Origin of the sequence: Chitinophaga sp. XS-30, from assembly GCF_008086345.1 — a bacterium.
In the GTDB taxonomy this organism is placed as follows: domain Bacteria; phylum Bacteroidota; class Bacteroidia; order Chitinophagales; family Chitinophagaceae; genus Chitinophaga.
Genome location: NZ_CP043006.1, coordinates 723,604 through 743,648 on the forward strand (window position 1 = coordinate 723,604; position 20,045 = coordinate 743,648).

General features: G+C 50.6%; 18 protein-coding genes. 9 read left to right on the plus strand and 9 right to left on the minus strand.

What is annotated here, in order from left to right; genetic code table 11:
• Positions 1-35 precede the first annotated feature (35 nt).
• On the plus strand, positions 36-689 hold the full coding sequence (locus FW415_RS03015; protein ID WP_148382820.1) for a hypothetical protein: 654 nt from the start codon (positions 36-38) through the stop codon (positions 687-689).
• On the opposite strand, the gene FW415_RS03020 is transcribed toward FW415_RS03015, so the two are convergent.
• From FW415_RS03020 to FW415_RS03030, 3 genes are all read right to left on the minus strand, one after another.
• Entirely contained in the window at positions 686-2,956 is a 2,271-nt protein-coding gene (locus tag FW415_RS03020; RefSeq protein ID WP_148382821.1) for a TonB-dependent receptor, read from the minus strand. The genes FW415_RS03015 and FW415_RS03020 overlap by 4 nt on opposite strands.
• A 72-nt stretch (positions 2,957-3,028) precedes the next feature.
• Positions 3,029-4,255, minus strand: coding sequence for a GTP-binding protein (locus FW415_RS03025; RefSeq protein WP_246858891.1), 1,227 nt, complete (start codon positions 4,253-4,255; stop codon positions 3,029-3,031).
• Between the two features lie 100 nt (positions 4,256-4,355).
• Complete coding sequence (locus FW415_RS03030; protein ID WP_168208640.1) at positions 4,356-4,775, minus strand: MerC domain-containing protein; 420 nt, start codon at positions 4,773-4,775, stop codon at positions 4,356-4,358.
• Positions 4,776-4,928: 153 nt separating this feature from the next.
• Between FW415_RS03030 and FW415_RS03035 the strand changes: the two genes are divergently transcribed.
• From FW415_RS03035 to FW415_RS03055, 5 genes are read left to right on the plus strand one after another with little or no spacing between them, the layout of a single operon-like run.
• Positions 4,929-5,558, plus strand: coding sequence for an ABC transporter ATP-binding protein (locus FW415_RS03035; protein WP_148382823.1), 630 nt, complete (start codon positions 4,929-4,931; stop codon positions 5,556-5,558).
• Complete coding sequence (locus FW415_RS03040; RefSeq protein ID WP_148382824.1) at positions 5,555-6,904, plus strand: FtsX-like permease family protein; 1,350 nt, start codon at positions 5,555-5,557, stop codon at positions 6,902-6,904. Before FW415_RS03035 ends, FW415_RS03040 begins: the two co-directional genes overlap by 4 nt.
• Entirely contained in the window at positions 6,897-7,466 is a 570-nt protein-coding gene (locus FW415_RS03045; protein WP_148382825.1) for a DUF3299 domain-containing protein, read from the plus strand. Before FW415_RS03040 ends, FW415_RS03045 begins: the two co-directional genes overlap by 8 nt.
• 44 nt (positions 7,467-7,510) lie before the next feature.
• Complete coding sequence (locus tag FW415_RS03050) at positions 7,511-8,137, plus strand: SCO family protein (RefSeq protein ID WP_148382826.1); 627 nt, start codon at positions 7,511-7,513, stop codon at positions 8,135-8,137.
• Between the two features lie 11 nt (positions 8,138-8,148).
• Complete coding sequence (locus FW415_RS03055; protein ID WP_148382827.1) at positions 8,149-8,583, plus strand: Fur family transcriptional regulator; 435 nt, start codon at positions 8,149-8,151, stop codon at positions 8,581-8,583.
• A gap of 11 nt (positions 8,584-8,594) precedes the next feature.
• Here FW415_RS03055 and FW415_RS03060 read toward each other — a convergent pair whose 3' ends face one another.
• Entirely contained in the window at positions 8,595-10,319 is a 1,725-nt protein-coding gene (locus FW415_RS03060) for a M3 family oligoendopeptidase (protein WP_148382828.1), read from the minus strand.
• Between the two features lie 43 nt (positions 10,320-10,362).
• Here FW415_RS03060 and FW415_RS03065 point away from each other — a divergent pair, with 43 nt between their 5' ends.
• A complete protein-coding gene (locus FW415_RS03065) occupies positions 10,363-10,908 on the plus strand; it encodes an SRPBCC domain-containing protein (RefSeq protein WP_246858892.1) in 546 nt (181 codons plus the stop codon).
• A gap of 217 nt (positions 10,909-11,125) precedes the next feature.
• Here the strand turns inward: FW415_RS03065 and FW415_RS03070 are convergent, their stop codons facing one another.
• Both FW415_RS03070 and FW415_RS03075 read right to left on the minus strand, forming a co-directional pair.
• Positions 11,126-11,749, minus strand: coding sequence for a DUF5606 domain-containing protein (locus tag FW415_RS03070; RefSeq protein ID WP_148382829.1), 624 nt, complete (start codon positions 11,747-11,749; stop codon positions 11,126-11,128).
• Positions 11,750-11,837: 88 nt separating this feature from the next.
• Complete coding sequence (locus tag FW415_RS03075; protein WP_148382830.1) at positions 11,838-14,327, minus strand: lamin tail domain-containing protein; 2,490 nt, start codon at positions 14,325-14,327, stop codon at positions 11,838-11,840.
• A gap of 105 nt (positions 14,328-14,432) precedes the next feature.
• Here FW415_RS03075 and FW415_RS03080 point away from each other — a divergent pair, with 105 nt between their 5' ends.
• Positions 14,433-15,422: an aspartate-semialdehyde dehydrogenase gene (locus FW415_RS03080; RefSeq protein ID WP_148382831.1), complete on the plus strand. Its 990-nt coding sequence runs from the start codon at positions 14,433-14,435 to the stop codon at positions 15,420-15,422.
• 466 nt (positions 15,423-15,888) lie between these two features.
• Positions 15,889-16,140, plus strand: a complete 252-nt coding sequence (locus tag FW415_RS03085; protein WP_148382832.1) for a hypothetical protein — start codon at positions 15,889-15,891, stop codon at positions 16,138-16,140.
• 150 nt (positions 16,141-16,290) lie between these two features.
• Here FW415_RS03085 and FW415_RS03090 read toward each other — a convergent pair whose 3' ends face one another.
• From FW415_RS03090 to FW415_RS03100, 3 genes are all read right to left on the minus strand, one after another.
• Positions 16,291-16,953, minus strand: a complete 663-nt coding sequence (locus FW415_RS03090) for a DUF2461 domain-containing protein (protein WP_148382833.1) — start codon at positions 16,951-16,953, stop codon at positions 16,291-16,293.
• 166 nt (positions 16,954-17,119) lie between these two features.
• Positions 17,120-18,178, minus strand: a complete 1,059-nt coding sequence (locus tag FW415_RS03095) for a porin (RefSeq protein ID WP_148382834.1) — start codon at positions 18,176-18,178, stop codon at positions 17,120-17,122.
• A 196-nt stretch (positions 18,179-18,374) separates the two neighbouring features.
• Positions 18,375-19,757, minus strand: a complete 1,383-nt coding sequence (locus FW415_RS03100) for an ammonium transporter (protein WP_148382835.1) — start codon at positions 19,755-19,757, stop codon at positions 18,375-18,377.
• Positions 19,758-20,045 lie beyond the last annotated feature (288 nt).

Consider the following 20,045-nt stretch of genomic DNA (forward strand, 5'->3'; position numbering starts at 1 on the left):
TTTCCATCTGGCAGTTAAAAAAACATTTTGTACAGATGAAACGATCACTACCCTTTTTCCTGCTGTTCACTTTTATCAGCCTATGCTCCAGCGCCCAGGAAAGCTTCCGTAAACGGACATACCTGAAAGTCAATCCTACCACCATCATCAGCGCACTGGACATCTACCTGGAACAGGACCTTTCCGAAAAACTCAGCCTTGAGCTGGGGGTCAGCGGTATTTATACGGATTACCCGGACTATGTTTTCCTCCGCCGGGTGGATGTGGGGCAGAAGAAGCCGGACCTCAGTACGGAACAGCTGGTGGAAGGGCGCGGGCTGGGCTTCAGGGTGGGCATGAAATGGTATATCGTCCGTTCGCAGGCTGCCTCCAGTGCCCGCGGCACCTATTTTGAACCGGTGCTGTTCTACAAGAAAGTGTTCTACCCCAAAGAAGATGTGACCTTTAATAACCAGGTCTTCCAGGAATCGGGCGACAAGAACGTTTATGGCATTCAGCTGCTGCTGGGCCGGCAAATAAGGAAAGAGAAGTTCGTGATCGATCCTTACATTGGCATTGGTGTGCGCAGCAAGATATATCGTTACACAAACTTCTCCTCCAGCGGTACGGCGGTGAACCGGGACCGCGGTGAACTGGTCAACGTACTGCCGAGCATTCACCTGGGTATCAAGATTGGATTAGGCCTTTAGGGTCTGGTGAACCGGACACCGAGAAAACCCCGGATGCCCTGGTTGGGCGCAAACACATAAGTCGGGTCAAATGTCAGCGCATGCGGATTTTCCGCCGTCTGCATCACAGAACCGTCCGGATTGTATTCCACCAGCTTGTCGAACGGATCATGCGAGCGGGCAATGGAATTCTTCGGCGGTGTAAAATTCAGCAGGTTCTTCACCCCACCATATATTTCCCATCCTTTTGCAAACTTTTTGGTCAGCTGGATGTTCTGGATGCTCCATACGGGAGACGCTCCGGGCCGGGGATCATGCTCGCCCAGCAAAGGCAGCAGCATGGGGCCGTATAAGTTACCGGTATAATCCAGGCTGATGCCCGGTTTGGTGAACGTATAGGAAACAGACCATGTGCCGGACACTCTCTCTGAAAGCATGGGCCGGGTTTTGAGGCTGTTCTCCTTATCATATACATCCACATAGGTAACCCCCGCAATCAGTTTCAGCGGGAAGTTGAACATCAGGTCCACATTCAGGCTGGCGCCCCGGGAGATCGCATGACCATTCAGGTTCTCATAGACAATGGTATCCGGACTGCTGTAATCCGGGAAGATCTTGTTGGAAAAATAGGTGTAGAACGCTGTGGCATCCAGCCCGAGAAAAGCATTGTTCAGCGGTATCTTCTTCGTATAGTTCAGATTGACGTTCCAGCTGCGCTCCGGTTTCAGCTCCCCGTTCACCACTACGTCCCTCGCCCCGGTCAGCGCCGCATGATCTTCCGTAAAAATGGATACCACACGATACCCGGTACCTGCGTTCAGGCGCAGCACATTCCGGTAGTTGGGCGCCCATTTATAGGCCAGGCGCGGTGTAAGGATGTCGCCATGAACAGAGTTATAGTCATACCGCATGCCCATCAGCAGCGTATGCGAAGGCGCAAATTTGAATTCATCCTGGAAAAACACACCCGGCAGCAATGTGCGTTTGGGCGGATTCTGATTCTTGCCGGCTGTTGCGGCGGTATTATCATCATAATAGGTGTACCGGAAAGGAAGGCCCGCGAGCAGATTGTGTTTGCCAATTTCCTTATCCCAGGTAAGCTGCGCAAAGGCGATGGACTGCTGCGCCAGGAACCAGGTAGTGCCGTACACCGAATTCTGATCGTGATAGTTGAATGATCCGTTCAGCATGAAATGCTCTTTTGTGGGCAGCTGATATTGACCGATCACTTCAACCCGGCTGGTGTAGATGCTTTCGCCATAAACACTGTCCGTCCCCCGCCATTGTTTACCCCATTGCATTTCACCACCCCATCTGTCCTCATAAAAATACCTGGCGGCGATAGTTGCCACACGGTCATGCCTGCGGGAAAAATTCCACTTATTGAATACGGAGATACGGTGCTGCAGGGTAACGTCCGTAAAGCCGTCGCCGTTCTTGTCGAATGGTTGCTGGTAATTATAATAGTTCAGCCCCACCAGCCCCTGGGCCTTTTTACCGGCATTTACGCGGAGGCCGAGATCAACATTATATTCCTGCCAACTGGTAGCCATCACATCCGCCGTCAGCAGCGGTGCGGTGGATGGGGATTTGGTGATAATATTGATGAGGCCCGCCACAGCTTCCGAACCGTAAAGCGTGGAGGCCGGGCCTTTGACGATCTCCACTCTTTCCACGAGGCTGTTGGGGATGCCGGACAAACCATATACGGTAGACAGGGCGCTGACGATGGGCATGCCATCTATCATCACCATAGTATAAGGGCCTTCCAGCCCGTTGATATGGATATCTCCGGTATTGCACACATTACAATTCAGCTGCGGCCTTACACCATTCACATTCTGCAGGGCATCAAAAATGCTGGGCGTGGGGTTCTTTTTAAAGAAGACCGGGGAATAGACCTCCACAGGCACGGGGCTTTCCATTTTGGAAACCGGCCGGAGCGTTCCGCTGACCACCACTTCGTTCAGACTGGATGACGTAGCCAGCAGTCGGATAGTCGCTTCCGTGATGCCGGTTGACTTTACGAGAACAGATTGAAGATAGGGAACATAGCCCACCGCACTCACCTGCAACTGATGTTTTCCCGGAGGAACATCCTTCAGGTCAAACTCTCCGGATTCATTGGTGACCATGCCCGTTTTCAGGTCCTTGAATCCAACGCTGGCAAAAGGCACTGGTTTTCCGTCTGTTGTAACCGTGCCTTTCAGGCGGCCCTGGGCAAACAACAACCCCGGCTGCGCTATCATTAATATAATACAGGTAAAACGTATAATTCCCTTGATCATTTTTCCATTTTATAAGGCAAATTTAAAAATGAATTTGATATTCATCTAAATTTATTTTTAGACTAATCTAAATTACAGCATAGGGAACGGGTCGCTGAAATTGCTCCCTTTGGTCCAGTGGCTGATCTCCACATCATTACAAAGGCAGTCATTTAATTCTGCTGTGATCAGGTCTTTATCTATATCCTGGCCGATGATCACGATCTCGTTATAGCGGTCGGCAAATACGGGGTGCCAGCGTTGCTGTATAAGGTCGGATGTTGCGGTGTCGATCTGCCAGTTTTGCCGGGGGATGGAGCACCACCACTGCCCTGCTTTGTCGGCCATCAAGGAGGGGCCGGCCTGGCTCCAGTTGATGGCAATGTCCGGCCGTGAGGCGATCCAGCAAAGCCCTTTGCTGCGGATCACGCCGGCGGGCCAGTTCGCCTGGATGTAGTTCCAGAAGCGTTCGGGGTGAAAGGGGGCGCGGCTGCGATATACAAAGGAACTGATACCGTATTCCTCCGTTTCCGGCACATGTTCCTTCTCCAGCTCTGCGATCCAGCCGGCACTTTGCGATGTTTTGTCGAAATCGAAGCGCCCGGTATTGAGCACTTCGCTAAGCGGTATCTTTCCATGGGTTGATTCAATGATCCTTGCGTCTGCATTGAACTTGCGCATCACGGCTTTGAGCGCGTTCCGCTGTTCCGCCGTAACGAGGTCGCATTTATTGAGGATGATCACGTTGGCAAATTCGATCTGTTCGGTGAGCAGGTTCACAATGCTGCGGGTATCCTGCTGATCGTCCGTCAATCCTGCATCCTGCAGGAGCTTGCGGCTGGAGTAATCCCGATGGAAGTTATAGGCATCCACGACGGTCACCAGTGTATCCAGCGTACTGAAAGCACCGAGGTCGATCCCCAGCTGGTCATCGCGGTAAGTGAAGGTCTGTGCAACCGGCAACGGCTCGGAGATACCACTGGACTCGATCAACAGGTAGTCGAAACGCCCTTCGGCGGCGAGCCGCTGCACTTCCTGCAGCAGGTCTTCCCGCAGTGTACAGCAGATGCAGCCGTTGCTCATCTCCACCAGTTTCTCTTCTGTATGATGCAGTACATTTTCGTTCCGCACCAGCTGAGCGTCAATGTTCACTTCGCTCATATCATTTACGATAACGGCTACACGTAAATTTTCCTTGTTATGCAGGATGTGGTTGAGCAGGGTGGTTTTGCCTGCTCCCAGGAAACCGCTGAGCACGGTGACGGGGAGCTTGCGCACCGGCTGGCGCAACATGTCCGGTGTGAGTTGGAAGGTGGTCATGGGAATGTTTTATGTGAGGAATTTGATGTGGATAGCGGCCTTTTTTGAGACCGGTGCACAGATATGCCTGCGCTACTAGTGTACAGGGCAGGCATGGCTGTCAATGCCGGTGAACCTCTCCCGGCTCCTCTGCACACACCTTGCAGTTCCGGCATTCCTTCAGGTTCAGCAAATGCGCCCAGACGATCAGCGCAGCGCCTGCCGTGATCACAAACGGTTCCCAGGATTCCGGTGAGAGAAAATGACCTGCCAGCAGGCCACCATAACCTAAGGTGAACAATATCAGCGGACGGATATGGCGGTGCTGCCGATGATACCCCCGGAAAAGCGCCGTATATCCGACAAGAAAGGAAAAACCCAACAACACATATTCCAGCATTTCGTTCTCCAGCATCTCCAGCCCCAGCAGGGGAAGGGCGGTGATCACCAGCGGCAGCATCACGCAATGCACCGCACATACCAGGGAAGCGCCAATACCCAGCGCATCAAGGTTCCATTTAGAGAAAAGATTCGTCCGCATACAGTTCTGATTTTTGTGGGCAACAAAATTATAACATTTTTGCATCATTGTTGCATTTTATGATAACTTTAAGAAAAAAATTCAGCGGGGATGGGTATCTTCACTCGTCAAGAGCACCAGATTGCAACAATGTTGCCATAAAGAAAGGAATATATGATATACACCAGGAACCTTGCTTACGCGCATCCCAACGGAAGGCTGCTGCAGTTTCCGGACATGGCATGTGCGGGAGGGCGCGTACTGCTCATCACGGGGCAGTCCGGCGCCGGAAAAACCACCCTGCTGCACCTGCTCGCCGGTTTGCTGAAGCCCGCTGGCGGAGAGATCAACATCGCCGGAACGGATATACCACCACTCGCGACCGCGGCCATGGACAATTTCCGGGGCAGGCATATCGGCATCATCTACCAGCAGTCGCATTTTATAGCCTCCCTCACGGTAAAGGAAAATCTCCTTCTGCCCGCAGCGCTCTCTTCGAAAGACCATCCGCAGCAGCGGCTGGACGATCTTTCGGCAAAGCTGGGCATCGGCGGGCTCCTGCACAAAAAACCGGCACAACTGAGCCAGGGGGAGCAGCAGCGGGCTTCCATCGCAAGGGCGCTGATCACTTCCCCGCAACTGCTGCTGGCAGATGAGCCAACGGCCAGTCTGGACGACGAAAACTGCATCGCAGTGGCCACCCTGCTGGCAGAGCAGGCGGAACAACAACAGGCCGCACTGCTGATCGTTACGCACGACAGCCGCCTGAAACAAGTTTTTGATCACCATATCGCGCTCTCATGATCTTTCGCATCGCTTTCAAGAACCTTTTACATAAACCGCTCTATGCCACATTATGCTGGCTGCTGCTGGCCTGCAGCACCGCAGTGCTCCTGATGCTGATCGCATTGAGCCGGCAAACAAAAGAACAACTGGAAAAACAGATAGACGGGGTGGACATGGTGCTTGGCGCCAAAGGCAGTCCCCTTCAACTTATCCTCTCCAGCGTATATCATCTGGATGCGCCGACGGGAAATATTTACCTGCAGGAAGCGCAGCGTTTCATGCAGCACCCGATGGTGGAATCCGCGATCCCTCTTTCACTGGGAGATTCTTACCAGGGCTTCCGCATCATCGGCACCACTACTGCCTATCTCGATAAATATAAAGTAAAGCCTGCTGCCGGGCGGGTTTTCTCCGCCCCGATGGAAACGGTGATCGGCGCCAAAGTGGCGGAGCGCAGCGGTCTCAAGACCGGCAGCACATTCGCCGGCACCCACGGGCTGGCGGAAACCGGGCATGTACACGATGAGCACAGTTATGTGGTAACAGGGATACTGCCCCCCACGGGCCTTGCTATCGATCAGCTGATACTGACACCGCTGGAAAGCGTGTGGGCCATGCATGAGCCGGCGGGGCACCACGGGGAGGAACATGAGGACGACGACGATCATACAAGCGACGGCAAAACAGCGCATTCGCATGACGCAAAAGAAGAAGACGGGCATGAACACGGAAGTACGGATGCCGCAAGATATCCGGCCGGCGAAAAACATGAAGCTGGCCGCAACGGTAATGGAGAAGCCGGCCCATCCTCCCCCGGCAAACAGATCACAGCCGTGCTCATCCGCTTCAGAAGCCCGCTGGCACAACTGCAATTCCCCAGGATGATCAACGAGAATACCGCCATGCAAGCCGCCGTACCGGCGATCGAGGTGAACAGGCTGCAATCCCTGCTGGGTTCCGGCGCGGAAGTGCTGCGCATTCTCGGCTGGCTGTTGGCAGGCTTGGCAGCTTGCAGTATTTTTGTAATGCTGGTACAGGGCACACATGAACGCCGGTACGAACTGGCTTTGTTGCGCAGTATGGGCTGTGGAAGGGGCAGACTGCTGGGACTGGTGCTCTCGGAGGCCCTGATCCTGGCGCTGGCTGGCATCGCCGGCGGTTTTTTACTGGGCAGGCTCAGCCTGTGGGTGCTGCAGCAGGAACTGTTTAGCGGGTATCACCTCACCTTTTCAGGGTTATGGAAGGTCTCCGCAACAGAACTGATCACCGCCGCCGCTATCATGGCCGCCTGTTTGCTGGCCGCGTTATTCCCGGCGATCCGGGCATTCCGGCTGAACATCTCAAAAACATTGGCAAATGCTTAAAACAGAAAAAATATTACTCGCCTGCGTGGCCTTCCTGCTGGTTTCCTGCTCAAATATCTCCCAATGGTGCAGGCATTCAGCAGCATCCGCAGGGTACCTTTCCCGATTCATCAGCCTTCGGCAACAGGCAAATGACGATGCAACCCTGCCCGTATCCACTGTAAGTTATGCGGACACCACAACAAGGAATATAAGCTGGAAACAGTTGTCCGATGTTATTTTCGACAGGAAATGGGATGAAAAACTGCAAATGCCGATGCTCTACCCTTCCTTCAGCCGCAACATCAAAGCGCTGAATGGCAAGAACATCGTGATCAGCGGTTATGTCATCCCCCTGGACGTGAAGGACGGCATGTACGTACTGTCCGCCAATCCGAACAATTCCTGCTTCTTCTGCGGCGGCGCCGGGCCGGAAACCATTATGGCCCTGAAATTCAAATCGGGCAAACCCTCATTTCAAACAGACGATTTCGTGAAATTGAAAGGAAGGTTAAGGCTCAATGAGAAAAATATTTACGAATTATACTATAATCTCGATGATGCCGTGCTGGTAGGGAAATAACCCAAACTGTCCTACCTTTGTGTATCCGATCAAGCGGAAATGACATGTCTAAAAAAGCGATCTTTTATATCATCTTCTTTGTACTGCTGAGCGCAGCATTCATGGGCTATTCCGGCCTCATGATCAAGGAAGATTCCGGGGAATTCTTCGGAAAGGAAAAATTACCGGTACTGGGAACGCCCGGCCATACGGTACAGGGCTTTACTTTCCGGAACCAGGAAGGAAAGACCATCACCAAAGCGCATGTAAAAGGCAAGATCTATGTTGCGGAGTATTTCTTTACGACCTGCACCAACATCTGCCCGGTGATGAACAGGAATATGGAAAAGGTCTTTGCCCGGTACAAATCCAATCCCAATTTTCTGATCCTCTCTCATACCTCCGATCCGGATTATGATTCCATTCCGGTATTGAAGGCTTATGCAGAAAAACATGGCGCGGACCCGGACAAATGGCATTTCCTGACCGGGGACAAGATACAGTTATACAAACTCGCCCGTGAAAGCTATCTCGTGGATGACGGCCATTATACAGGGCCTGACGATTTCGTGCATACCCAATGGTTTGCGCTGGTAGACGGTGAAGGCCAGGTACGCGGGCTGTACGAAGGCACAAAAGACAAGGATATTGACAAGCTGATCAAGGATATTGACCGGCTTATGCATGAATAAATCGATTCGCCATGGCTGCAAATGCAAAACAAAAAGAACTCATCGTGCAGTTGTTGCGCTCCAGTAAACTCAGCATTACGGACACGCGTATGAAGATCCTGGAGCTCTTTATGAAAAGCAACGGCGCGCTGGAACACGCTGACTTTGAGAAACTCAGCGGCAAATCATTCGACAGGGTAACGATCTACCGTACACTGCAGACCTTCCTGGACAAAGGGATCGTACACAAAATACCGACTACCGATACGTCCGTACGTTACGCCATCTGTAAATCCGACTGCGGAGAGCATGAGCATCACGATCATCATGTTCACTTCCGCTGTGAGGAATGCGGCAGTACGCAGTGCCTGGATGAGACGGACATCCCGGTCATCCAGCTGCCGAAAGGATACGCCGCACATAATGTGGAAGTGGTGGTCAGCGGCGTTTGCAAGGAATGTAAATAACCCGCTGTTTTTTACGCCACAATCCTGTCGATCTCCTGCTGAACGAAACCGGCCAGTTCCTTCACATACGCCGGAGAAAAATCGAACCTGATCCCCGCTGCTTCGTAAAGTTCCCGTAATGTTCTGGTGTACCCGAGGCTCAGGGCTTTCATATAATTGTCCAGCGCCTGCTCCGGGTTTTCCTTATACTGCTTCCACATGGCAATGGCGCCGAGCTGCGCAATACCGTATTCAATATAATAAAATGGTACTTCAAAAAGATGGAGCTGACGCTGCCAGTTGCTGGCGCGGTAGTTCTCATGCCCGCTCCAGTCGATATTACCTGGCGAGAACTCATCCATGATGCGCACCCATTCGGCGGTACGCTCTTCCACGGTATGCTGCGGATGCTCGTACACCCAATGCTGGAACTTGTCTACCGTAGCGATCCAGGGGAAGATATTGATGGCGCGTTCCAGTTGCTGCAGCTTTGCGCGGCGCAGTTCTTCCGGATCGCTGAAAAAGATATCCCAATGGTCCATGCTGAACAGCTCCATGCTCATGCTGGCTACTTCCGCAATCTCCATCGGATATTCCTTGAAGGAGCTGAGCGGCAGGTTATGACTGAGGAAAGAGTGAATGGCATGGCCGCCTTCATGCACGATGGTGGTCAGGTCTTTCATCTGACCGGCGGCATTCATGAATATGAACGGCACTCCGGTTTCCGCCAGCGGGCAGTTGTAGCCGCCGGGCGCTTTATTCTTGCGGCTATCCAGATCCAGCCGGCCCATATTTTTCATCACACGCAGGCAATCTCCGAAAAAGGGACGGAGGCGGGAAAAGCAGGCGATGGACCTATCGATCATTTCCGCTCCGTTGGTGAAGGGTTCCAGTGGTTTGGTACCGGCAGGCTCCGCATCGCCGTCCCAGGGTTTCAGCGCATCCAGCCCAAGTTTGAGGCGTTGCCTTTCCAGAGACTGCCTCACCAGCGGAAGGATATGTTCTTTCACTGCGGCATGGAACTGAAAGCAATCCTCCTTGGCATATTCGAACCGGCCCAGTTCTTCGAACTTGTAATCACGGTAATTGGCAAAGCCGGCATTCTTCGCTATCTGATGACGTTTTTCCACCAGCTTTGAATACAGCTCGTCGAGGTTCACCTTGTCCTGCAAACGGCGCGCGGCCGTTTTGGTGAACACTTCTTCCCGCAGTGCACGGTCCGGGTTCTCCAAGAACTTCGCGGCCTGCTGCAGGGTATATTCCTGTTCTTTTATTTTGATGGTCATCGCACCGGATATGACGCCGTACTGCTGGGCCATTACGCTCAGCTCCGCCTGAATAGGCACATTCGCTTCATGGAACAGCTTCACCTGCTTTTTTACATTCCGCAGGTAAGGGAAATACACTGCGGGATCAAGCTGTTCCGTAAACCGGCAATCCAGCAGCTTCCGGTTCAGCGCATCGGCATGCGGCTGCAGTTTAGGCTGTATTTCCATGCAGAAATAGGTGAACGCTTCTTCATATGCCTTGTTCGCTGTATCCTGCGTCATGCGGATCTGCCGCCAACAAGCGTCCTCACTGATCACGGCTTCCACTTCGCTCATGTCGGCCAGCCATTTTTCCAGTTCATCAAGACTGTTGATCTCCTGCTTTTCCAGGGTGATGAAATAGGGTTCCAGCGCCTCCCAGGTGGTTACGGTAAAATCTTCCGGCAGAAAGCGCCTGGGTGGCTTTGTGATATTTGCAGATGGTGTCATCGTTTAACTTTTGAGTATCGATAAAATTAGCTAACAAATCCCGATGAAAAAAATCAGGGGGGAATACTTCTCCTGGTTGGCGGCTATCCTGTATTTTTATGTGGATGAAAATTTTGGCGCGGACATCATCAATCAAAAAACAATGATGGAAAAAGTGGAGCACACAACGCTGATAAATGCCGTTCCTGCTAAAGTCTGGAAGTACCTGACGGACCCGGACCTGATGAGAAGCTGGATGGGTGAGCCGGAAATGAAAATTGAAGTGCTTACGGACTGGGTGGTGGGTAATCCGGTGGTCATTAGAGGATTTCATCATGCAGCATTTGAAAATAACGGCACCGTTATGGCGTTCGACCCGCACAGGGTCCTGCAGTACAGTCATTTCAGCTCAGTCTCACGACTACCGGACACCGCGGAGAACTATTCGGTCATTACGTTTCTGCTAACGCCTGTTGAGGGGCAAACTTCGTTAACGATAAGGGTTGAAAATTTTCCCACGGAAACCATATACAGGCACCTTGCCTTTTATTGGCGGGGCATACTCGTTCTACTAAAGCAACGCATCGAGACAACTGTATCCGCGGAATAAAACAAAATCATTATCCGCATACATGTACGAAAAATGCACAGGCCTCTTGCTGACAGGAGTTCTTTACAGGCAAGCCCCGTTTGAAGGCCAATCATCGAAAACCTTCCTCTATGACGGTTTTTCAGGACCGATGGTATAAGAAAGCGGATAATCATTAAAACAAAAAGAGCGTGCATCATACAGACACACGCTCCAATGTTCTATAAATAAGAAGTAATTACTCTTCCGTTTTCTTCTTCTTTGTTGCTTTCGGCTTTTTCTCTTCACCTTCCGCTGTTGCGGCTTTTTTTGCGGCGGCTTTCTTTTTGGGCGCTGGTTTTTCTTCACCGGCCGGAGCTTCTGCTTCAGGAGCTTCTTCTTTCTTCGCCTTGGCTTTTGTTGCCTTTGCTTTCGGCTTTTCTTCTTCCACCGGAGCCGCGGCTTCCGCTTCAGGAGCTTCCTCAGCTGCTTCTTCCTCGAATTTCAGCAGATCATTGGTTTTGAGGATGGCATACCATTTCACCATCTTTTTCATGTCGCTTACATATACGCGCTCATCGTCAAACTCGGGAAACACATTTTTAAAGTAAGCCTTTACAGTATTGTTATCTGCTTTCGCATCAGCAAGCGGAAATTTGGCTTCCTGTTCCTGCATGGCTTTGAAAACAGCCGACAGGTTTACGTTCTCGCCGGTTGTAAACACTTCGATGCTTTCCAATGGGGTAAAATTATGTACCCGGGAAGATACAAAGCGTGTACTTTTATCTTCGAGCGATCTCACAATAGCGCCATCCTGTTTGCTGGCCAGCAATTGGAATAATCCGCCTAACCCGGTTACTGCAACAATTTCTCTGTACTGCATGTTTTCATTTTTAAGAAGGGCAAATATAAAAAATTAGCAATAGATATTGTCCTGACAAATTTTCATTCCGCCGTTTAACCGCCAAAAATCAGTTTCCGGCCAATACCAGCGGCAATTTCCATGCCCCAACCTGTCCATTTTGATCAAAAACCTGCACAAATATAACATAGATACCCGGCAGGGCGTTCCCTCCGGTATCTGAAATGCCATCCCAGCTGATCCGCCCGTTAACGGAAAGCAGCAGATTGCGGGCAAGATGGCGCACGGGCCGGCCCTGAGCATCAAATATGCTGATATTGGCCGTTTGCCCCTGCCGGAGGTCCCAGGCCAGGAGGGCTACATCATTATTGCCGTCGTTATCCGGACTGAACACCTCGTTGGACAGCACAAAGCCGCTGTTCAGCGGCGATGCCGGCCGAAACTGGGAATTGGCCTTTCCCGGTGTGCCGTAACCTGCGGTAGCGGCGGCGGAATGCCAGTTATGCGGATCACCGGTGGGATGATCAAAATGAAGCCGTTCCAGCGATACGCCCCGGGTTTGCTGCAGAATGCCGTGGTGCCAGGATTTTTTATAGTGCAGTTCGTCAATGATCTGCCCATCTGACCGTAGCAGTACGATATTGCCTTCGTCCGGCGGCAGCGTTGGCAGGGAAGATATTCCCTGTGCGGCGCCGCAGGTATAATAACGGCAAAGCGCCATCTCCGCAGTGTAGGCGATGTAATCTCCCGGTAAACAGAGAAAAGGGCTGCTGACAAGCGGAACAGCCTGTTTCAGCAAACCGTCCGCATCCCGGGAAGCGAAATACAGTTTATCCAGTTCTATTGCTTTATTGCTGCGGTTGAATATTTCCACGAAATCCGCCGCACCCTGTGGCGGGTCGAACAATATTTCATTGATCACCAGGTCCAGGCTGTCCGGTTTAACAGGCAGGGCGAATGATACGGGGCCTTGCAACGGCAGTGTTCTTCCGGCACAATCCTTCACATCCCTTACGGTGAGCGCACCCGGCCGGACGGCTGTTTTCAGGCGCAGGGAAACCACATCAAAAAGCGGTGGCGCCGCACTGATGCTTTCTATCTCCGGAAGGTCATAACAGGCCGGATTGCAGGCGGACAGGCTGTCCAGCCCACCTGAAAAATGCAGTTGCAGGCGCATGCTATCCGGAACGGATATACGAACCAGTGAAGGCAGCAGCGGTGCTGAAATTGGTCCGGCAGCGGTATTGTCTCTTCCCGGTGTTCCGCCGGCCACATCTGCGGAAACCTTCCAGTTCTCAGCACCGGCGCAGGGCCAGCGAATGTCTTTCATTTCCAGGCTCCATCCCCCTGCATCCCTGATGCTGCCTTCATACCATGATTTGCTGTAGGCCACGGCATGTATCAGTGTTGCCTGCGGATCGTACAGGGAGAGGGTTGCGCCATCATTCGGCAATGCGGGAAAAGTTCCGGCATCAATGGCGGGATGAAAAAAAGGAAAGGCCGTTCTCCCGCAAACCACCACAAGGCTATCCGGCTGCAAAATGTAATCCGGAAGTGTTGTGGCGGCGCTGCCTGTGCGCAGCACCCATCCTTTCAGATTGATGGCGAAGGGCGTAACATTACGCAGTTCCGCATATTCATATTCCGGCAATCCGGCGGATGGTGTGGGATCAGCCATTATTTCGTGTATCAGCACATCATAACGGCCGGGTGTATAGTGCAATACATCAGCTTCAGCGGGTTTCATGGTATTACCGTTCATATCCATGATATCCTTGATGAACAGGGTCGTACTGACGCCATTCTGCAGCGGCTCCCGCAAAATGATCCGCACGGCGTCCGCTTCCCAGGTGATGTGCTGCACTTCCGGCAGGTAATTACCGGTGTTGCAGGCGGACAGGCTGTCTACCGGCTCGGAGAACCGGATCAGTATTTCCCCCGCGCTCAGGGCCGTAACTAATGCGATCTCCGGCGGAGTGGTGTCTGCTTCAAGCGGACGAATGGAAATATCATCAAAATAATGCCGGTTGAAAAATGAAGCGGTGGACTGGCGGACCTTTATGCCGAAATGTTCCCCCGAGGGGTAGGTTTGGTCCGTTGCCATCCCTTCCGGCACATTGTTGGTGAACAGGCGCCATTCTCCGGCTTCCGTGCGCGTGACCCGTATTTTCAGGGGAGCAATGGTCACACCGTCCCGCCCGTCGATGAGTTTTACGGCAGGTGAGCCGGGAGGCTGCCGGTAAAGGCTTGCTTCGTCCGCCGTATTCCCGATGCGCACGAAATAACCGGTGGAAAGGCTTTCATCCGGTGCCAGCAGGTACACATCCGCATAATTGACGGAGGAAGTGGCAAGGTCCAGATGCACCCACCATTCCCATTCCAGGGCGCCGGACAGCGTTACGGGGGAGGAAAGGTAGAATGTGCTGTTGGGAACGTTGTGGCGGCTCCGCAACATGCCGCCTGTCACCAGGAATGAAGTGTCCATTCCCTGCCAGGAGGGATGCTGTGTAAAATCGCCATCGTCAAAATTGTCGGAAAACTGGCCAAAGGCCATGGTTGGGATGGCTGCAATAAGCAGACAACAAACAACGGGTTGCATAACAGAAGAATTTAATGAGTCAACAAAGTCATCGAATATAAAAAAAATCTTGGTTTTCTGTAGTAATTTTGGCGTCTCTTATAAAACAATCATAATACACGCACAATGAAAGTAGCCGTAGTAGGAGCTACCGGACTGGTAGGCTCTAAAATGTTGCAAGTGTTAGCGGAAAGGAATTTTCCCGTAACGGAACTGATACCCGTTGCTTCCGAGAAGTCTGTGGGCAAGGAAGTAATATTCAAGGGTAAGCCGTTCAAGGTGGTGAATGCTGATACGGCTATTTCCATGAAGCCGAATGTGGCTATTTTCTCCGCGGGTGGTGGTACGTCCCTTGAATGGGCGCCAAAATTTGCGGCGGCAGGTATTACGGTGATAGACAATTCTTCTGCCTGGCGGATGGACCCGGAAAAGAAACTGGTGGTACCGGAAGTAAATGCTTCCGCGCTTACGCCGGAAGACAAGATCATTGCCAATCCCAACTGTTCCACTATCCAGATGGTGCTGGTGCTGGACCCCCTGCATAAAAAGTATGGCATTCAGCGTGTAGTGGTATCCACCTATCAGTCCGTGACCGGTACCGGTGTAAAAGCGGTAGACCAGCTGATGAACGAGCGGAAGGGCATTGAAGGGGAAAAGGCCTATGCGCACCAGATCGACCTGAATGTGATCCCGCAGATCGATGTGTTCCTGGACAATGGTTATACCAAGGAGGAGATGAAGATGGTGAAGGAAACGGTGAAGATACTGGGTGATGAAAATGTAAAAGTGACGGCGACTACTGTGCGCATACCAGTGATCGGGGGGCATAGCGAGAGCGTGAACATAGCGTTCTCCAATGATTTTGATCTGGATGAAGTGCGCAGCATTTTAAGTCAGACGCCCGGTGTGATCGTGGTGGATGAGCCGGCAGCCGGCAAGTACCCGATGCCGAAAGATGCCCATGATAAGGACGAGGTTTTCGTTGGCCGTATCCGCAGGGATGAAACGCAGGCTAACACTTTAAATCTCTGGATCGTGGCAGACAATTTACGGAAGGGAGCGGCAACAAATGCGGTGCAGATAGCCGAATATCTGCAGCAAAAAAACTGGATATAATCATTTCATAAAAAATTGTTTATCAGGGATGACGGATGCAGATACATCCGTCATCTTTTCTTTATAAAAAGGTATAAAGCTGTCATTCAGGTATTTATCATCTTCCTGATCTTCATTGTTTGATATTAAATTTCAATTGCCATCAGCATCGTCATTTTATCTTTCCCTTATTCTCAATGTTTTATACGGCTGCATGCTTGGAATTTGAATTTTTTTACTGTAAATTCACTTCCCCTTCCTTTTACGATGAAGGATATACGAATAAATCTGTTCTTTAGTGCAACTGTAAGAGTGCCTACTGGCTTGCGTTTACCACAATTGTATATGTATGATTTAAAAACTACACGGAAGTAGTATTGATTTGTGGGGTTTAAGTTTCAACTTTGGTATTACAATCCTATGCTAATAAATTATTTACCAATTTTTCCATGACAACTAAACTATCAAACTAAACACCCTTTTTCCTATGAAAACCAACACGAACCGTGAGCTTTTGTTAATGCACAAGTTTACTGAAGAGTGGAGTACTAATTTCTCATCACAGGTATCCCGGATCATGAACATCGTTGATCAGAAAGACACACTGGATGGAATTATGCCGATCATCGAAGTAGCGAATGTGTATAACCAACGCTTTGCCCAGACAAGAATTGACAAAGAAAACCTTTTGAAAAACCGTAAATCACGTCCGTTTGAGTTTTTGATACACAAGAATTGATTTACTGTAACCATTTAGCTTCATGTTCGCCTGCACAGCCTTGAATGTGTTTTGCGGCAAAGACATGCACCATTGAAAGACACTAGTTGCCGGAAGATCCAACCTCCGGTAACTAGTACACAAAGATGCGCAAACGGGCAAGCGCATTGATCAATCGTCCAGCGCCCGGTTAAGGAAATTCACAAAAGGCTGCATTACGGCAAAAGTGCGCAGGATATCCCTGACAAGGGTTGGCTGCGTGGCAGCATCATCTGAAATGTTATGGGTAACAACCAGGCTTTTCAGTTTGATGTAAGCGATCGCGGGATTGTCTTCATGATAGCCCTGGGGAGCTGTTTTAAGTGTGTCGCCATTGACCTTCCCGAAGTACCGGATAAATTCTTTCTGCCCTACAACGCCCTGAAATTCCGGGAAATTATAGTCTATTTCCTGCCGTATCTTTTTTATAACGGGAGTATCGGGCATCCAGATCCCTCCGCCTGCAAAGCTGCCTCCGCCCGGTTCCAGGTGAAAATAATACCCTGCATACGGGCTTTTCTTGCCTCCTTTCGAAAAAGAAGCGCCCATATTGGCCTTGTACGGCGTTTTGTCTTTCGAGAACCTCACATCTTTATAGATACGGAATACACAGTCCTTTACCTTTAGTCCTTCGAGGTTTGGGTCCATTTTTGCAAGGCCGTCGACGATCTGCTGCACCAGTGTTTCAAAATCTTCCTTTGCCTGCTGGTACTGGGTCTTGTTTTCGTCGAACCAGGGCTTGTTGTTATTCTGTCTGAGGTCCTTCAGAAATTTCAGTGTGGAACGTTGTAGCATATGATTCAACCCCCTTTTGGGCGCTAAAAGATACAAAAACTCCTGTATGCCAAAGAGAAATTTTCCCAGGGCATACAGGAGCCTGTAAAGAAGGGCCGACTAAATTAATCGGCCCCTGAGCATAATGGTTTGGTTAAACCTTCTTATATGAGCCAGTATTCTAAGGTCAGAATTTATAGATCGCAGCCAGCAACACGTTGGCAGAGACTTTTTTCGTAGACTCTTCTTTCTTCATGAAGATGTTCTGGGAAGCCTGGTCCATCCGCACTTCCGGTATCAGCGTAAACCCTCCGACCTTGTAGTTTCCTGACAGAGTAAGTGCGAACACATTACCGCCGTCCGGGTATTCCATCGCATCGGTGAACAGCTTGATATTATCTTTATCCTGCAGGTACTCGCCGCGCAGGGTAAGGCCGAAGCTTTCAGAAGGATCATAGTTCAGATACAGCGCAGAGCCGAACCAGTTGGTATTTACACCATTCTTGTACATGCTGTAGGTACCGTTATATCCCAGGCCGAATTTTTCCGCAACCTGGTAGGTGATCACAGCATCAAACTGGTCGTTACGCGTCTGGAAAGTATCCCGTCCGCCGATGTAGTTCAGGTAGAAAGCAAAAGGTATGCTTTCCGGTGAATAGCCATATTGCGCGCCTATGAACTTGATACCGGTCCAGCTGGCTGTTTTCAGGTCCGTAGGGTTGAACACACCCACCATCAGGCTATGGTCTCCGAAGGAGAAGTCCGCCTTCACACCGGTGTGGAAGAAGGGTCCGTAGGAGAACATGTAAGACATGCTGTAGTTCCTGTTGGCATATGCATCCACCAGCTCATAACCTACGTGCGTACCGAAGCTGCCCATGGTGAATTTGAGCCAGTCGGTCGGCGCATAGTTGATATACAGCTGTTTGATCGCCAGGCGGGTATTTTCATCGTTGTACGCAAATTCTTCCGCACGCTGTCCGAAACCGAGGTCAGCTACAAAGCCTACGTTCTTGAATGAACTTTCGAGTTTCAGGGAGACCATGCCCAGCTCGAATGAGTTATGCGAGTTGGTGAAGCTGGTCTTGTTATCAGTATTATTCTCGTTCAGGTTATACTTGTAATAAACGTCTGCGTATCCGGATAATTTAAAGCCGACAGGCAGCAGGCGGGTGGAATCAGCGTCCTGGGCTGAGGTTGACATTGCAATAAAAACAGCCAGTAGTACGAATAAACTTTTTCTCATTATACGGGATTTTTTGGTTAATAAAATGATAAGGCTGCTGCGTGTTGAGGTGCTGAATGTGAATATCGGGGCATGATACTCCCGGATCGCTCATCATCACAGTACGCGGCCGCATGGCTGACAGCCTGCGCTGTGATGATGAACAATAAATCCGGGGATCAAACAAAAATCTCTCTAAACCAGTCTGAAAATAATATTAGCCCTGTACGGCCGGCTCCTGTTCTTTCAGGTGACCGTTACCGTTAATGCTCAAGTTATTGGGATGGTAAATCTCATTGTGTTGGGTAACGTCCAGACCCAGCTCTTCTTCTTCTTCAGTTACACGGAGCGGGTGGATCATATTGATCAGCTTGAAGATAGCCCAGGATACGGTAAAGCTGTAGGCTACTACCAGCAGCAGGCCGATCGCTTGTTTGTAGAAGAGGTCGAAGTTACCATATGCCCATCCGTCAGCGCCACCGGCGTTAATGGCTGTAGAAGCAAAAATACCGGTCATCAGCATACCTGTCATACCACCTACACCATGGCAGGGGAATACGTCCAGTGTATCATCGATGGATGATTTATTCTTGTAGTGTACCACGATATTGGAAATGATCGCCGCTACAAAACCGATCACCAGGCTCTGGGGAACGCCCACAAAACCGGCCGCAGGTGTAATGGCTACGAGACCAACTACAGCGCCGATACAGAAGCCGAGCACAGATGGTTTCCTGCCGCGGATCACATCAAAGAAGATCCAGGAAAGGCCAGCAGCAGCGGTAGCCGTATTGGTGGCTGCAAAAGCAGTTACAGCCAGGGCGTTAGCGCCGAGTGAAGAACCTGCGTTAAAGCCGAACCAGCCGAACCAGAGGAGACCGGTACCGATCAGTACAAAGGGAATGTTGGCGGGTTGCAGTTCCTGCTTGGCAATATGCGCTTTACGGCGCTTCAGTACCAGGGCACCGGCAAGAGCGGCGCAACCGGCAGAAATATGTACCACTGTACCACCGGCGAAGTCAAGCACACCCAGTTTAAAGAGAATGCCGTCTGCATGCCAGGTCCAGTGTGCGATAGGTGCATATACCAGCAGGCTGAAGAGCACCATGAACAACACATAGGAAGTAAAGCGGATACGCTCTGCTACCGCACCAACCACAAGGGCAGGCGTGATCACCGCAAATTTGAGCTGGAACAGCGCAAACAGCAGGATGGGAATAGTTCCCCAGGGCTCGCCGGAAGCTACGCCGCTAAAGAAAAAGTAGGTCGTGGGATCACCGATCAACCCGCCCTTGGAATCACCAAATGCGAGGCTGAAGCCTACCACTACCCAAATGATGCTGATGAGGCCAGTGGCAATAAAGCTCTGCATCATAGTGGAGATCACATTCTTTCTGTTCACCATCCCTCCATAAAAGAAGGACAGCCCGGGGGTCATCAGGAACACCAGAGAGGTGGCCACGAGAATCCAGGCAATATCTGCAGCATCATACTTGCTTGCATCACTAAATGTGGGAACGGTCGGGACAAAAAGACCAATTACTGCAAGCGCAGTCAAAAAAATAAATGGCAGATAATCCTGAAATGAAGTTTTCTTCATAGCGTTTCATTTTAAAATTCGAAATAAAAGTAGGCAGTACGTTTAAAACATCAAATAGATGGCCTGAAATATGGAAAACTTCGAAAAAATGGGGAGATATGGGGTTCTAAAAGCAATCATATAATGAATAATCAAAATATAAATATTGCTTTTACGGGTTTGAGAGTGTTAAGAGAAGGTTAAATTTCTTCACAATAGATTTATTATCAAACATTTAATGAAATCCAGGAAGGAAATTACAAAATTCTAAATTTTGCCGGGGCAGACCGTACTACAAAATTGACAAAA

Coding starts and splice junctions, on each gene's coding strand:
- FW415_RS03055 (WP_148382827.1), top strand. CDS start 8,149: ATGGCTGCAAATGCAAAACAAAAAGAACTCATCGTGCAGTTGTTGCGC.
- FW415_RS03015 (WP_148382820.1), top strand. CDS start 36: ATGAAACGATCACTACCCTTTTTCCTGCTGTTCACTTTTATCAGCCTA.
- FW415_RS03020 (WP_148382821.1), bottom strand. CDS start 2,956: ATGATCAAGGGAATTATACGTTTTACCTGTATTATATTAATGATAGCG.
- FW415_RS03060 (WP_148382828.1), bottom strand. CDS start 10,319: ATGACACCATCTGCAAATATCACAAAGCCACCCAGGCGCTTTCTGCCG.
- FW415_RS03070 (WP_148382829.1), bottom strand. CDS start 11,749: ATGCAGTACAGAGAAATTGTTGCAGTAACCGGGTTAGGCGGATTATTC.
- FW415_RS03065 (WP_246858892.1), top strand. CDS start 10,363: ATGAAAAAAATCAGGGGGGAATACTTCTCCTGGTTGGCGGCTATCCTG.
- FW415_RS03050 (WP_148382826.1), top strand. CDS start 7,511: ATGTCTAAAAAAGCGATCTTTTATATCATCTTCTTTGTACTGCTGAGC.
- FW415_RS03075 (WP_148382830.1), bottom strand. CDS start 14,327: ATGCAACCCGTTGTTTGTTGTCTGCTTATTGCAGCCATCCCAACCATG.
- FW415_RS03035 (WP_148382823.1), top strand. CDS start 4,929: ATGATATACACCAGGAACCTTGCTTACGCGCATCCCAACGGAAGGCTG.
- FW415_RS03085 (WP_148382832.1), top strand. CDS start 15,889: ATGAAAACCAACACGAACCGTGAGCTTTTGTTAATGCACAAGTTTACT.
- FW415_RS03095 (WP_148382834.1), bottom strand. CDS start 18,178: ATGAGAAAAAGTTTATTCGTACTACTGGCTGTTTTTATTGCAATGTCA.
- FW415_RS03040 (WP_148382824.1), top strand. CDS start 5,555: ATGATCTTTCGCATCGCTTTCAAGAACCTTTTACATAAACCGCTCTAT.
- FW415_RS03080 (WP_148382831.1), top strand. CDS start 14,433: ATGAAAGTAGCCGTAGTAGGAGCTACCGGACTGGTAGGCTCTAAAATG.
- FW415_RS03030 (WP_168208640.1), bottom strand. CDS start 4,775: ATGCGGACGAATCTTTTCTCTAAATGGAACCTTGATGCGCTGGGTATT.
- FW415_RS03025 (WP_246858891.1), bottom strand. CDS start 4,255: ATGACCACCTTCCAACTCACACCGGACATGTTGCGCCAGCCGGTGCGC.
- FW415_RS03045 (WP_148382825.1), top strand. CDS start 6,897: ATGCTTAAAACAGAAAAAATATTACTCGCCTGCGTGGCCTTCCTGCTG.
- FW415_RS03090 (WP_148382833.1), bottom strand. CDS start 16,953: ATGCTACAACGTTCCACACTGAAATTTCTGAAGGACCTCAGACAGAAT.
- FW415_RS03100 (WP_148382835.1), bottom strand. CDS start 19,757: ATGAAGAAAACTTCATTTCAGGATTATCTGCCATTTATTTTTTTGACT.